Source organism: Streptomyces sp. NPDC034037 (genome assembly GCF_055575715.1).
Genome location: NZ_JBVISC010000001.1, coordinates 1,227,918 through 1,240,207 on the forward strand (window position 1 = coordinate 1,227,918; position 12,290 = coordinate 1,240,207).

Here is a 12,290-nt window from a genome sequence, read left to right on the forward strand (position 1 = left end):
CGGATCCGGTCATCCGCCGCCGCACGGCGCCCGTCACGCCGGCGCTCCGCCCTCCTTCGCCTGCACCGCCGACAGCGGCTCCGCGATGTCCTCCAGCGAACGCCCCTCCGCCTTGACCGCGAACACCGCCGCCACCAGACCCGCCGCGCACATCAGGCCCGCGCCGATCTGGAAGGCCAGGACCGTGTCGCCCACCACGCCCGACTCGGTCAGCTCGGCGAAGATCAGGGGGCCGCTGATGCCGCCGGCCGCCGTGCCGATCGCGTAGAAGAAGGCGATGGCCATGGCGCGGGTCTCCATGGGGAAGATCTCGGAGACCGTCAGATACGCGCTGCTCGCACCCGCCGAGGCGAAGAACAGCACCACGCACCAGCAGGCCGTCAGCGTCATCGCGCTCAGCGAGCCCCGGTCGAAGAGCCAGGCCGTGCCGAACAGCAGGACGCCGGAGACGATGTACGTCGAGGAGATCATGATCCGGCGGCCGACCGTGTCGAAGAGCTTGCCGAGGAAGAGCGGGCCGAGGAAGTTGCCCGCCGCGATGACGGCGAAGTAGTAGCCCGTGCGGCCCGAGGGGACGTCGAAGAACTTGGTCAGGATCGCGCCGAAACCGAAGGTGATCGCGTTGTACAGGAACGCCTGGCCCACGAAGAGGGACAGGCCGAGCGTGGCCCGCTTGGGGTAGTCGCGGAAGACCGTCTTCGCGATCAGGCCGAAGCCGATGCTCTTGCGCTGATGGATGGTGATCTCGCGGTCGGGGCGCGGCAGCGGTGCGCCCTTCTCCTCCTCGATCTCCCGCTCCACCGACGAGACCAGCGTCTCCGCCTCCTCGCCGCGGCCGTGGATGAACTGCCAGCGCGGGCTCTCCGGTACGTGGCGGCGTACGAGGAGGATCACGAGGCCGAGGATCACGCCGAGGGCGAAGGTCAGCCGCCAGCCGAGGTCCTTGGGGAAGATGCCGGTGTTGAGCATGACGACGGAGAGCAGGGAGCCGCCGATCGCGCCCAGCCAGTAGCTGCCGTTGATGATGAGGTCGACGCGGCCCCGGTACTTGGAGGGGATCAGCTCGTCGATCGCGGAGTTGATGGCCGCGTACTCGCCGCCGATGCCGAAGCCGGTCAGGAACCGGAAGAGGAAGAACCACCAGGCGTCGAAGGAGAGCGCGGTGAGGGCGGTGGCCCCGAGGTAGACCACGAGGGTCACCATGAACAGCTTCTTGCGGCCGAACTTGTCGGTGAGCCAGCCGAAGAACAGCGCCCCGGCGCAGGCGCCCGCCACGTACAGGGCCGCCGCTACGCCGGTGACCTGCGCGGAGCTGATGGCCAGGCCGCTGCCCTCCTCGGAGAGGCGGCCGGCGATGTTGCCGACGGTGGTGACCTCCAGGCCGTCCAGGATCCAGACCGTGCCGAGGCCGATGACGATCATCCAGTGCCAGCGGGACCAGGGCAGGCGGTCGAGACGGGCGGGTACGGCCGTGGTGACGGTGGCCCCGGGCTCCGGGCCGGGGCCCGGGGGCGGCGACGCGGCTGGCAGGGACGACGCGGTCATGGCGGGCGGCTCCTTCCGCTGTTCCCACGTCGCCGCACCGCTGCGCGCGTACCGCTGCCTGCGCGGTCACTCGCGTGTCGCTGCTTACGCGGCCGGTTCCGCACCGCGTGGCCCACGGGCGGTCCCGCACCGCGCGTTCGCACGGACGGACCCGCGCCGCTTCTTCCGCAGCCACTCGCGTACCGCTGCTCGCACCGCGGCGACTGGCACCGCGTGCTCGCACGGCCGCTCGCACCGCGCGGACGACGGCTCACTCAGCTCCGAGTGAGCTACTCCAGAGTGCCCGGCAATCGCCCCCTCACGCGCGCCGGACCCGCCGGAAGATCCCGGGCGCCCGGAGCCCGGGCCCGAAAGCCCGCCGGAAGATCCCGGCGCCCCGAGCCCGGCCCCCGGGCCCCGGACCCCAGCCCCCCGCCGGAAGATCCCGGCACCCGGAACCCGGGGCCCAGCCTCCGCCATAAAATGCCGGGCCGCGCCGCGCCCTACGCCCCGAACACCCGCGACACCGCGTAGATCGCGAGCCCCGCCAGGGAGCCGACCACCGTGCCGTTGATTCGGATGAACTGGAGGTCCCGCCCGATGTGCGCCTCGATCTTCTTCGAGGTGTGCTCCGCGTCCCAGCCGGCCACGGTGTCGGTGATGAGCGAGGTGATCTCGTCGCGGTACGTCGTGACGACGTACACCGCCGCGCCCTCCACCCAGCCGTCCACCTTCCGCTGGAGCCGGCCGTCCCGCGCCATCCGCGCCCCGAGCGACAGCAGCGAGGCCCGTACGCGCAGCCGCAGCTCGCTGCGCTCGTCCTCGGCGGCGGCCACGATCATGGACCGTACGGCCGACCAGGCGGACGCGATGAGGTCCTGCACCTCGCCGCGGCCGAGGACCTCCCGCTTGAGGCGCTCCACGCGCTCACGGGTGTCGGAGTCCGACTGGAGGTCGGCGGCGAAGTCGGCGAGGAAGCGGTCCACGGCGCCGCGCGCCGGGTGCCCGGGCATGTCCCGCATCTCGGTGACGAAGCGCAGCAGCTCCTTGTAGACCCGCTCGCCGACCCGCTTGTCGACGAACCGGGGCGTCCAGCCGGGGGCACCGCCCTGCACCGCGTCCATCACCGAGTCGCCGTGCTCGACCAGCCAGTCGTGGGCGCGTACGCAGACCAGGTCGACGACCCGGTGGTGGCCGCCGTCGGCGACGATCTTCTCCAGCGTCTTGCCGAGGCCGGGCGCGATCTCCCGGGCGTCGGCGCGGCGCGTGATGGCCTCGCCCACCACCGCCTGCACGTCGGAGTCGCGCAGCACGGTCAGCGCACCGCGCAGCGCCGTGGCCAGCTCCGCCGTCACGCGGTCCGCGTGCACGGGCTGGGCCAACCAGGTGCCGAGGCGGGCGCCGATGCCCACCGCGCGCAGGCGCTCCCGCACGACGTCGGCGGAGAGGAAGTTCTCCCCCACGAACTCGCCGAGGGAGACGCCGAGCTGGTCCTTCTTGTTCGGGATGATCGCCGTGTGCGGGATGGGCAGGCCGAGCGGGTGCCGGAAGAGCGCGGTCACGGCGAACCAGTCGGCGAGGGCGCCGACCATGCCGGCCTCGGCGGCCGCCGCCACATAGCCCGTCCAGGCGCCCGCGCCGGCGGCCGCCGCCCACTTGGCCAGTACGTACACGAGCGCGACGAGGACGAGCAGTCCCGTCGCCGTGGCCTTCATACGGCGCACGCCGCGCCGCTTCTCCTCGTCGGCGGGGCTGTACGTGAAGCCGCCGGGGGCCGCCGCCTCGCGCCCCGCGTCGGCCCCGGGCCCCTTGCCGGGCTCGGGCCTCTTCTCCGCGTCTGTGCTGCGCACTCACTTCACCCGACCCGTCCGCCTCGTACTCGCCTACTCGTACTTGTTCTCGTACTTGTTCTCGTGCTCGTGCTGGTCCTCATGGTCATGGTTCCCGCGTCATGTGTTCTCCGTCCCTTCTCCCCTACTCCCGGAACGAACGACAAGTTCCCGGCGTCTGAAGGAGCGGAGGGGGGCAGTGTCGGCCGCCTCACGGCCCATGCCGCATCATGGGGTGATCACACCGGAGCCTCGGGGCTCCCCCTGCCCGAGGAGAAACAACCCGCATGACCAAGCGTCACGGTTATGCCCTTCTCGCCGCGGTCATCGCGGTCATCGTGGTGGTCTCCGCCGCCATATACGTCGGCGTCGCCGGTACCGACGACGGCTCGCGGGACACCTTCGGGGCCGGCTCGCGCGGCCCCCGCAACTCCGCCGCCCCCGCCTCCTCCGGCACCTGGGTCGGCTCCTGGTCCGCCTCCCCCGCGGGGTTCGAACCGGGCACGGAGCGCAAGGGCTTCGCCGGCCGCTCCCTGCGCAACGTCGTGCACACCAGCGTCGGCGGCGACAGCGCCCGCATCACCCTGTCGAACCTCTACGGAACCACGCCGCTGAGCATCACGCACGCCTCCATCGCGGTGGCGTCCGCGTCGAACGACCCGGCCGCCGCGCCCGGCACGCTGCGCCGCCTCAGCTTCGACGGCAACACCTCGGTGGTCATCCCGCCGGGCGCCCAGGTGATGAGCGACGCCGCCCGGCTGCGGGTCCCGCACGACAGCGACCTGCTCGTCACGACGTACTCGCCGACCCCCTCCGGGCCGGTCACCTACCACCCGCACGCACGCCAGATCAGCTTCGTCGCCGAGGGCGACCGGACCGAGGACACGGCGGGCGACGCCTACACCGAGCAGAGCCCGTTCTGGCGCTACCTCACCGCGGTGGACGTGCTGAGCAACGAGACCGACGGCACCGTCGTCGTCTTCGGCGACTCGATCACCGACGGCATCACGTCCACGACGGGCGCCAACCGCCGCTGGCCCGACGTCCTCGCCGACCGGCTGCGCGCCGAGCCGGACGCGCCCCGCTACGGCGTCGTCAACCAGGGCATCAGCGGCAACCGCGTCCTGTCCGACGGGCAGGGCAGGCCCGCCGTCAACCCCAGCGGGCTCTCCCGCTTCGACCGGGACGTCCTGGGCCGCACCGGCGTCAAGGCCGTCGTGATCGCCCTCGGCGTCAACGACATCCTGCGCAACCCGCACCAGAACGATCCGGACCGCATCGTCGATGGCCTGCGCGAGCTGACCCGCCAGGCGCACGCCCACGGCCTGCGGGTCGTCGGCGCCACGCTGATGCCCTTCGGCGGCCACCGCGGCTACGAGCCCGCCCTGGAGGCCGTGCGCCAGTCCGTCAACGAGCGGATCCGCTCCGGGACGGTCTTCGACGAGACCGTCGACTTCGACCGGGCGCTGCGGGACCCCTACGACCCGCGCAGGCTGCGGGCGCGGTACGACTCCGGGGACCATCTGCACCCCTCGGACGCGGGGTACCGCGAGATGGCGGAGTCGTTCGACCTGTCGTCCTTGAAAGGGTCGGCGGCGGCCCAGCTCTGACGGGCCGCCGCCCGCCCACGGGCGGGATCAGGTGCCCGGCTTGCGGCCGTAGACGAAGACCTCGTCGCCCTTGCGCAGCGTGTCCCAGTACTTCACGGCGTCCTTCTTCGTCATGTTGACGCAGCCGTGGGAACCCGGCGGCGCCCAGACGCTGATGCCCACCGAGTGGAAGGCCTGGCCGCCGTCGAAGAACTGGCTGTAGGGCATCGGCACGTGGTACAGGCTGGAGACGTGGTCGATGTCGCGCCAGTAGACCTTCTTCAGGCCCGTGCGGGTCTCGTGGCCGTTGCGGCCGGTGCGCACCGGGACCGGGCCGTACTTGAGGTTCTTGCCGTCCTGGATCCAGCTGATCTGGAGCGTGAGGTCGACGCAGGCGATGCGCCCCTTGTCGGTCGGGCACTTGCCCGCCTTGTTGGGGTTGTCGCCCACCGCCTTCTGCTTGTTCATGAGGTCCATGACACCCCAGGTGACGCTGCCCGCGTACCCGGCGTTCGGGCTGATCTGATGCTTCGTCTGGAACGCCTTGATGGCCTTGCAGTCGGCCGCCGACTGCTTGCCGTCCACCGGGCGGCCGAGGAACTTCTCGACCTGCTTCTGGTACGGCCCGGTCTGCGTGGAGCAGGACGCGGCCTGCGCGCTGCCGGTCCCGGCCGCCACCGTGAGCGGGGCCACCAGCATGGTGATCCCCAGGGCCACGGCCCCTCGTCTGCGTATGTCCCCCACTGTTTCCTGCCCCTCGTCCGCCGTCCGGCGATCGTCATTCGTCGTGTGTCATGCGTCCACTGATGGATTCCACCTGCTAGACAGCGCGAACCCCCGGTTCGTTGCAGGACGAATGGGCACAGGTGTGTAACAGGGGACGATTTGCCGCCACGCCCCCGGCGCGCGACCGCCCGCCGCCGCGCGCAACCGCCCACCCCCGCGCACGACCGCGCTCAGTCGCGCCGCCCGCGCTGCTCGCCCTCCAGCTCCTCGCGGTGCCGCTGCTCCTTCAGCCGCAGCTTCTCGGTCTTGCGCAGCTTGCGTTCGACGCCGACGCCGCCCATCAGGGCGAAGCCCGTGACCACCACGCGGGGCGAGCCCGGGGTGCCCACGCCGGTCGCCCGGTCGTCGAAGCCGCCCATGACGCCGATGCCCTTGACCACGACGTTCAGCTCCGGCGGCACGGTGACCTGGATCCCGCCCATGATCGTGAAGCAGCGGATCTCCACGTCGCGCTCGGCGAAGCGGGCCTCGCGCAGGTCGATCTCACCGCCGCCCCACATGGCGAACGCGGTGAAGCGCCGCCCGACCGTCCAGCCACCCCTGCGGCCGAAGCCGCTCCAGAAGGCGAAGCCGCCGGTCGAGGTGGGCGGGCCCGCCACCATCCGCGCCGCCCAGTCGACGGCGGCCGCGTCCTCGCCCCCGGGCCGCTTCACCATGGACACCCGGGCGCCGTGCGCCGGCAGGTCGCGGGTGAGCGGCGCCAACTCGCCGTACGTACGGGCCCGGTACGCCGCGTCGAGGCGCTCCTCGAATTCCGCCATGTCGAGGCGGCCCTCGGCCATCGCGTCCCGCAGCAGTTCGGCGACCCGCTCGCGGTCGGCGTCGGAGGCCCGCAGATCGGGGAGTTCTTCACTCATGGGGGCAGCCTACGAGACGCACGGGGCACCCTACGAGGTCCTCCTGTCCGCGTACATCCTGGCGATGACCGTCTCGATGTCCGGCTCCCGCACGGACAGATCGGCCAGCGGATAGCGCGCCGCGATCTGAGCGACGAGCGGAGCAGCCGACCGGGCGGCGGGGAAGGCGAGCCACTGGCGCGGGCCCTCGACCTTCACCACGCGCGCCGACTCGACTTCGACGGGCGGCAGTTCGCGCTCCAGGTCCACGACGAGGGTGCGCTCGCTCTCCCCCACCTCGTGCAGGCCGGCGAGCGGACCGTCGTACATCAGGCGCCCGTGGTCGATGACCATGACGCGTCCGCACAGTTGCTCGATGTCGGTCAGGTCGTGCGTGGTGAGCAGCACCGTCGTACCCGACCGCGTGTTCAGGTCACGCAGAAAGCCCCGCACCTTCGCCTTGCTGATGACGTCCAGGCCGATCGTCGGCTCGTCGAGGTAGAGCACCTCGGGGTCGTGCAGGAGTGCCGCCGCGATGTCGCCGCGCATCCGCTGCCCGAGGGAGAGCTGACGTACGGGCACGTCCAACAGGGCGGCCAGCTCCAGGAGTTCGACGCACCGGTCGAGGTTCTCCCGGTAACGGGCGTCGGGGATGCGGTACATGCGGTGCATCAGGCGGTAGGAGTCGATCAGCGGCAGGTCCCACCAGAGCGTGGTGCGCTGGCCGAAGACGACACCGATGCGGTGCGCGAGGCGGGTCCGCTCCCGGGAGGGGTCGATGCCGGCGACCCGCAGCCGGCCCGCGCTCGGCGTGAGGATGCCCGTCAGCATCTTGATCGTCGTCGACTTGCCCGCGCCGTTCGGCCCGATGTAGCCGACCATCTCGCCGCGCGGCACGGTGAAGGAGATCCCGTCGACGGCCCGCACCTCGCGCCGCTCGCGCCGCAGGAAGCCCGTCTTCTTGGACACGTCGAAGACCTTCTCGACGCCGTCCAGCTCAATGAGGTCCGGTTCCACGGAAGTTCAGCTCCCAGTGCTGCGGTACGAACGAAGGCCGGTGCGCCAGGCGAGTCCGGCGAGGGCGAGGCAGGCGACGGCCACCAGCGGCGGCGTGAAGGCCGTCCACCCGGGCAGGTCGAGCGGGTAGGGCCGGTCCAGGATGTACAGGGCGGGCAGCCAGTTCACGAAGGCGAGCGGCAGGATGAAGGTGACGCCGCGCACCAGGTCCTTGGCGAAGACCGACGGCGGGTACTGCAGCAGCGTCGTACCGCCGTAGGTGAAGGCGTTCTGCACCTCCGCCGCGTCCCGCGCCATGAACTGGAAGGCCGCGCCCGCCATGAACACGGCCCCGAAGATCCCCGCCCCGCTGAGCAGCGTCACCGGCACCAGCACCACCTTCACCGGGGTCCAGTCGAGGCCCAGGACCACCAGCGCGTACGTGAGGATGATCGTGCTCTGCGTCAGCCGCCCGAGCCGGTGCAGCCCGAACCGGTCGGCGGCGACCTGCGCGAGGACCGGCGCGGGCCGCACGAGGAGCGTGTCGAGCGTGCCGTCGCGCACCCGCCTGCCCAGGCGGTCCATGGACCCGAGGGACAGGTCGGCGAGCCCGAACGCGGTGCACGAGGTGCCGTACAGGAGGGCGATCTCGGCGAGCGAGTAGCCGCCGAGCCGGTCCACCCGGGAGAACATCAGCACAATCGCCGCGAAGTCGAACCCGGTCACCGCGAAGTTGCCGAGCGCCGTCATGGCGAAGGACAGGCGGTAGGCCATGAGGGAACGGATCCACATGGCGGAGATCAGCCGGTAGGCGCGCAGCCCCGAGCGCGCCTGCGCCCACCGCCCTCGCACTCCGCCCGGCTCAGCCACCCTGGACCACCACCCGGCGCGTCGCCGCCGCCTGGAGCAGCCGGCCGGCCGTCAGCAGCACCGCGGCCCAGCCGAGCTGGAAGGCGTACGTGCGCAGCAGGCCGAGGCCCGCGGACCGGCCGAGGAACACGTCGGCGGGCACCTGGAGCAGCGCCGACCAGGGCAGCGCGCGGGCCAGCTCGCCGAGGGCGCCGGGAAAGACGTTCAGCGGCAGCAGCATCCCGGAGAAGAAGGTGCCCGCCAGCATCGCCACCTGCGAGCTGCCCGCCCCGTCCATCAGCCAGAAGGCGGAGAGCGCCACCAGGAAGCGCAGCGCGAAGCTGACCAGCGCGCCCAGCACCACCGCCAGGAGGAACGCGAGCCAGCGCAGCGGGTCGGCCGGCAGCGCCAGGTCGAAGACGAGCGCGCCGATCATCATCGGCACGACGCCGCGCCCGAGCAGCTGGAACAGCGCCCGGCCCAGGTCGCTCGCCAGCCACCACGCCTGGAGGTCCGCCGGCCGGTACAGGTCGACGGCGATGTCCCCGGTGCGGATCCGCTCGATCAGCTCGCCCTCGACGCCGCCGCCCATCAGCGCCATGACGGTGAGCAGCGCCTGCCCGAGCCAGACGAACGTGACGGCCTGCGCCTGGTCGTAGCCGCCGAGCCCGGGCCGCTCGTCCCAGAGCGCGACGTAGGTGTAGGCGAGGATCAGCCCGAAGACGGTGTTGGTGAACACCCCTGCCGCCGTCGCGATCCGATACGTGGCGTAGCGGCGGAAGCCTCCCAGGGCGACGGCCGCGTACAAACGGAACCGTCCTGTACGCACACGCATCCCTCTCACCGTGGGCCTCGCCCCTGATCGGACCGAAGCGCAGGATCGTAGTGTGGTCGGGAGCGCTCGCGCCAGGCATTTTCGCCCCGCGGCGCGTGCCTGGCGCCCGACGCGTGCGGCGAAGGTGTGCAATGGGGCCTTACGAGGCTTATCGGATGTATGACGCTGATCAGGAGTTCCGCGAGACATGAGCGACGAGCCGCAGCAGCAGGACGCCGCCGGGGCGGGTGGCGAGCCCGCCGGCACCGGCAAGGCCAAGAAGCCGAGGCGTCCCAAGCGCAAGGGCTGGCGGCGGATCTTCCCGACCTGGCGCATGGTCCTCGGCGGCCTCCTGCTGCTGATCCTGCTCGGCGTGGGCGCCTTCATGACGGGCTACACGCTGGTCGACATCCCCTCGGCGAACGCCGCGGCGACCAAGCAGAGCAACGTCTACCTGTACGCCGACGGCACCGAGATCGCCCGCGACGGCGAGGTGAACCGCGAGAAGGTGCCGCTCAAGCAGATCCCGCTGCACGTCCAGCGCGCCGTGCTCGCCGCCGAGGACCGCGACTTCTACGGCGAGTCCGCGGTCGACCCCAAGGCGATGATCCGCGCGGCCTGGAACACCGTCACCGGCAAGGGCAAGCAGTCCGGCTCCACGATCACCCAGCAGTACGTGAAGAACTACTACCTGGGCCAGGAGCAGACGGTCTCGCGCAAGGTGAAGGAGTTCTTCATCTCCATCAAGCTGGACCGCGAGGTCAGCAAGGACGAGATCCTCTCCGGCTACCTGAACACCAGCTACTTCGGCCGCAACGCGTACGGCGTCCAGGCCGCCGCCCAGGCCTACTACGGCAAGAACGTCAAGGAGCTGAGCACCGCCGAGGGCGCCTACCTCGCGACCCTGCTCAACTCCCCCAACGCCTACGACGTCGCCACCCACCCCGAGAACAAGCAGCGCGCCGCCGGCCGCTGGAACTACGTCCTGGACGGCATGGTGAAGGAGGGCTGGCTCGCCGAGTCGAAGCGGGCGGAGGCCAAGTTCCCGATGCCCGACGAGGCCAAGGGCGCGGCCGGCCTGTCCGGGCAGCGCGGCTATGTCGTCAAGGCCGTCGAGGACTACCTCGCCACCAACAAGATCATCGACGAGGAGACGCTCGCCAAGGGCGGCTACCGCATCACCACGACCCTGCAGAAGGACCGCCAGGACGCCTTCAAGAAGGCCGTCGACGACCAGGTGATGTCCAAGGTCGACAAGGACGCCCGCAAGGCGGACCGCAACGTCCGCGCGGGCGGCGCCTCCATCGACCCGGCCACCGGCAAGGTCGTCGCGATGTACGGCGGCATCGACTACACCAAGCAGTACGTCAACAACGCCACCCGCCGCGACTACCAGGTCGGCTCCACCTTCAAGCCGTTCGTGTTCACCTCGGCGGTCGAGAACGGCTCCGTCACCCAGGACGGCCGCCCCATCACCCCCAACACCGTCTACGACGGCACCAACAAGCGCCCCGTGCAGGGCTGGAGCGGCGGGACGTACGCCCCCGAGAACGAGGACCAGGTCTCCTACGGCGACACCACCGTCCGCGAGGCCACCGACAAGTCCGTGAACTCGGTGTACGCCCAGATGGCCGTCGACGTCGGCTCGGACAAGGTCAAGGACACCGCGGTCGCCCTCGGCGTCCCGGCGTCCACCCCCGACCTGACCGCCTCCCCCTCCATCGCGCTCGGCCCCTCCACCGCGAGCGTCCTCGACATGGCCGAGGCCTACGCGACCCTCGCCAACCACGGCGAGCACGGCACGTACACGCTCGTCGAGAAGATCACCAGGAACGGCGAGGAGGTGGAGCTGCCGGAGCAGAGGACCGAGCGCGCCGTGACCCGCGAGGCCGCCGACACCACCACCTCCATCCTGCAGAGCGTCGTCCAGGGCGGCACCGGAACGGCGGCCCAGGGCGCCGGCCGCCCCGCCGCGGGCAAGACCGGCACCGCGGAGAACGACACCGCGGCCTGGTTCGCCGGCTACACCCCCGACCTCGCGACGGTGGTCGCCGTCATGGGCCAGAACCCCGAGACCGGCGCGCACACCCCGCTCTACGGCGCGCTCGGCGAGTCCCGCATCAACGGCGGCGCCTACCCGGCCCGTATCTGGGCGCAGTTCACCAAGGACGCCCTGGAGGGCAAGCCGGTCAAGGACTTCGACCTGGAGCTGGAGCAGGGCGCGGACCTGCCCGTGCCGCCCGACCCGGCCACCGGCGGCACCCAGGACCCGGCGACCGGCGGCGCCACCACCGGCGGGCCGGACACCGGCGGCGGCACGACCGACGGCGGACCCACCGACGGGGGCACCCTCACCGGCGGGCAGGACACCGGCGGCGCCACCACCGACGGCGGCCAGGATCCCGGCGGGCAGACGGGCGGCCAGACGGGTGACCAGAGCGACGGCGGCACCGGCTCGGACGGCGGCACGGCCGACGGCGGGGCGGTCGACGGCGGCGGCGGCGACCAGGGCGGACCCACGGGCGGCGGCACCGACAGCGGGGGCGCCACCGACGACGGGGGCGTCACGGACGGCGCGATCGGCGGCCTGACGGAGGGCTGACGGCCGCCCGGCCGGCCGGGAGTCAGTGGCCCGAGGTCGCCTTCAGGCCGACCACGGCCACCAGCAGCAGACAGACGAAGAAGATCCGCGCGGCGGTGACCGGCTCACCCAGCACCACCATGCCGAGCACCGCCGCACCGGCCGCGCCGATGCCCACCCACACGCCGTACGCCGTACCGATGGGCAGCGACTTGGCGGCGTAGGACAGCAGCACCATGCTCGCGACGATGCCGGCGCCCGTGAACAGGCTGGGCCACAGCCGCGTGAACCCCTCGGTGAACTTCATCCCGATCGACCAGCCCACTTCGAGCAGACCGGCGACGATCAACAGAACCCAGGCCATGACGGCACCTCCGACGGTGAGAAACGCTCAGCGCGTTGTCCGGTGGGGTGCGTCGTCTTTGCGGAGAACCCGGTACGGCGCGTCTCGTCGGGGTCGTTCCACGGTAGCAAACAGGGTCCCGG

General features: G+C 71.6%; 10 protein-coding genes and 1 riboswitch. Of the genes, 2 read left to right on the forward strand and 8 right to left on the reverse strand.

What is annotated here, in order from left to right:
- Positions 1–33: 33 nt before the first annotated feature.
- Positions 34–1,545: an MFS transporter gene (locus ACZ516_RS05365; protein ID WP_361076160.1), complete on the reverse strand. Its 1,512-nt coding sequence runs from the start codon at positions 1,543–1,545 to the stop codon at positions 34–36.
- Between the two features lie 482 nt (positions 1,546–2,027).
- Positions 2,028–3,374 carry a DUF445 domain-containing protein gene (locus tag ACZ516_RS05370; RefSeq protein ID WP_469008591.1) on the reverse strand — a complete coding sequence of 449 codons (1,347 nt, stop codon included), beginning with the start codon at positions 3,372–3,374 and terminating at the stop codon, positions 2,028–2,030.
- Between the two features lie 266 nt (positions 3,375–3,640).
- Between ACZ516_RS05370 and ACZ516_RS05375 the strand changes: the two genes are divergently transcribed.
- A complete protein-coding gene (locus tag ACZ516_RS05375) occupies positions 3,641–4,963 on the forward strand; it encodes an SGNH/GDSL hydrolase family protein (RefSeq protein WP_361076165.1) in 1,323 nt (440 codons plus the stop codon).
- A 27-nt stretch (positions 4,964–4,990) separates the two neighbouring features.
- On the opposite strand, the gene ACZ516_RS05380 is transcribed toward ACZ516_RS05375, so the two are convergent.
- From ACZ516_RS05380 to ACZ516_RS05400, 5 genes are all read right to left on the reverse strand, one after another.
- Positions 4,991–5,686: a L,D-transpeptidase gene (locus ACZ516_RS05380; RefSeq protein ID WP_358580181.1), complete on the reverse strand. Its 696-nt coding sequence runs from the start codon at positions 5,684–5,686 to the stop codon at positions 4,991–4,993.
- A gap of 212 nt (positions 5,687–5,898) precedes the next feature.
- Entirely contained in the window at positions 5,899–6,585 is a 687-nt protein-coding gene (locus tag ACZ516_RS05385) for a DUF1707 SHOCT-like domain-containing protein (protein WP_361076168.1), read from the reverse strand.
- A 30-nt stretch (positions 6,586–6,615) separates the two neighbouring features.
- On the reverse strand, positions 6,616–7,581 hold the full coding sequence (locus ACZ516_RS05390; protein ID WP_469008592.1) for an ABC transporter ATP-binding protein: 966 nt from the start codon (positions 7,579–7,581) through the stop codon (positions 6,616–6,618).
- 6 nt (positions 7,582–7,587) lie between these two features.
- Positions 7,588–8,430 carry an ABC transporter permease gene (locus ACZ516_RS05395; RefSeq protein ID WP_469008593.1) on the reverse strand — a complete coding sequence of 281 codons (843 nt, stop codon included), beginning with the start codon at positions 8,428–8,430 and terminating at the stop codon, positions 7,588–7,590.
- Positions 8,423–9,244, reverse strand: a complete 822-nt coding sequence (locus ACZ516_RS05400) for an ABC transporter permease (protein WP_469008594.1) — start codon at positions 9,242–9,244, stop codon at positions 8,423–8,425. Before ACZ516_RS05400 ends, ACZ516_RS05395 begins: the two co-directional genes overlap by 8 nt.
- A gap of 187 nt (positions 9,245–9,431) precedes the next feature.
- On the opposite strand from ACZ516_RS05400, the gene ACZ516_RS05405 reads away from it, so the two are divergent.
- Complete coding sequence (locus tag ACZ516_RS05405; RefSeq protein WP_469008596.1) at positions 9,432–11,825, forward strand: transglycosylase domain-containing protein; 2,394 nt, start codon at positions 9,432–9,434, stop codon at positions 11,823–11,825.
- Between the two features lie 22 nt (positions 11,826–11,847).
- On the opposite strand, the gene ACZ516_RS05410 is transcribed toward ACZ516_RS05405, so the two are convergent.
- Entirely contained in the window at positions 11,848–12,168 is a 321-nt protein-coding gene (locus ACZ516_RS05410) for a DMT family transporter (RefSeq protein WP_358580108.1), read from the reverse strand.
- A gap of 46 nt (positions 12,169–12,214) precedes the next feature.
- A riboswitch (guanidine-III (ykkC-III) riboswitch) is annotated at positions 12,215–12,281 on the reverse strand.
- Positions 12,282–12,290 lie beyond the last annotated feature (9 nt).

Coding starts and splice junctions, on each gene's coding strand:
- ACZ516_RS05410 (WP_358580108.1), bottom strand. CDS start 12,168: ATGGCCTGGGTTCTGTTGATCGTCGCCGGTCTGCTCGAAGTGGGCTGG.
- ACZ516_RS05365 (WP_361076160.1), bottom strand. CDS start 1,545: ATGACCGCGTCGTCCCTGCCAGCCGCGTCGCCGCCCCCGGGCCCCGGC.
- ACZ516_RS05405 (WP_469008596.1), top strand. CDS start 9,432: ATGAGCGACGAGCCGCAGCAGCAGGACGCCGCCGGGGCGGGTGGCGAG.
- ACZ516_RS05375 (WP_361076165.1), top strand. CDS start 3,641: ATGACCAAGCGTCACGGTTATGCCCTTCTCGCCGCGGTCATCGCGGTC.
- ACZ516_RS05385 (WP_361076168.1), bottom strand. CDS start 6,585: ATGAGTGAAGAACTCCCCGATCTGCGGGCCTCCGACGCCGACCGCGAG.
- ACZ516_RS05400 (WP_469008594.1), bottom strand. CDS start 9,244: ATGCGTGTGCGTACAGGACGGTTCCGTTTGTACGCGGCCGTCGCCCTG.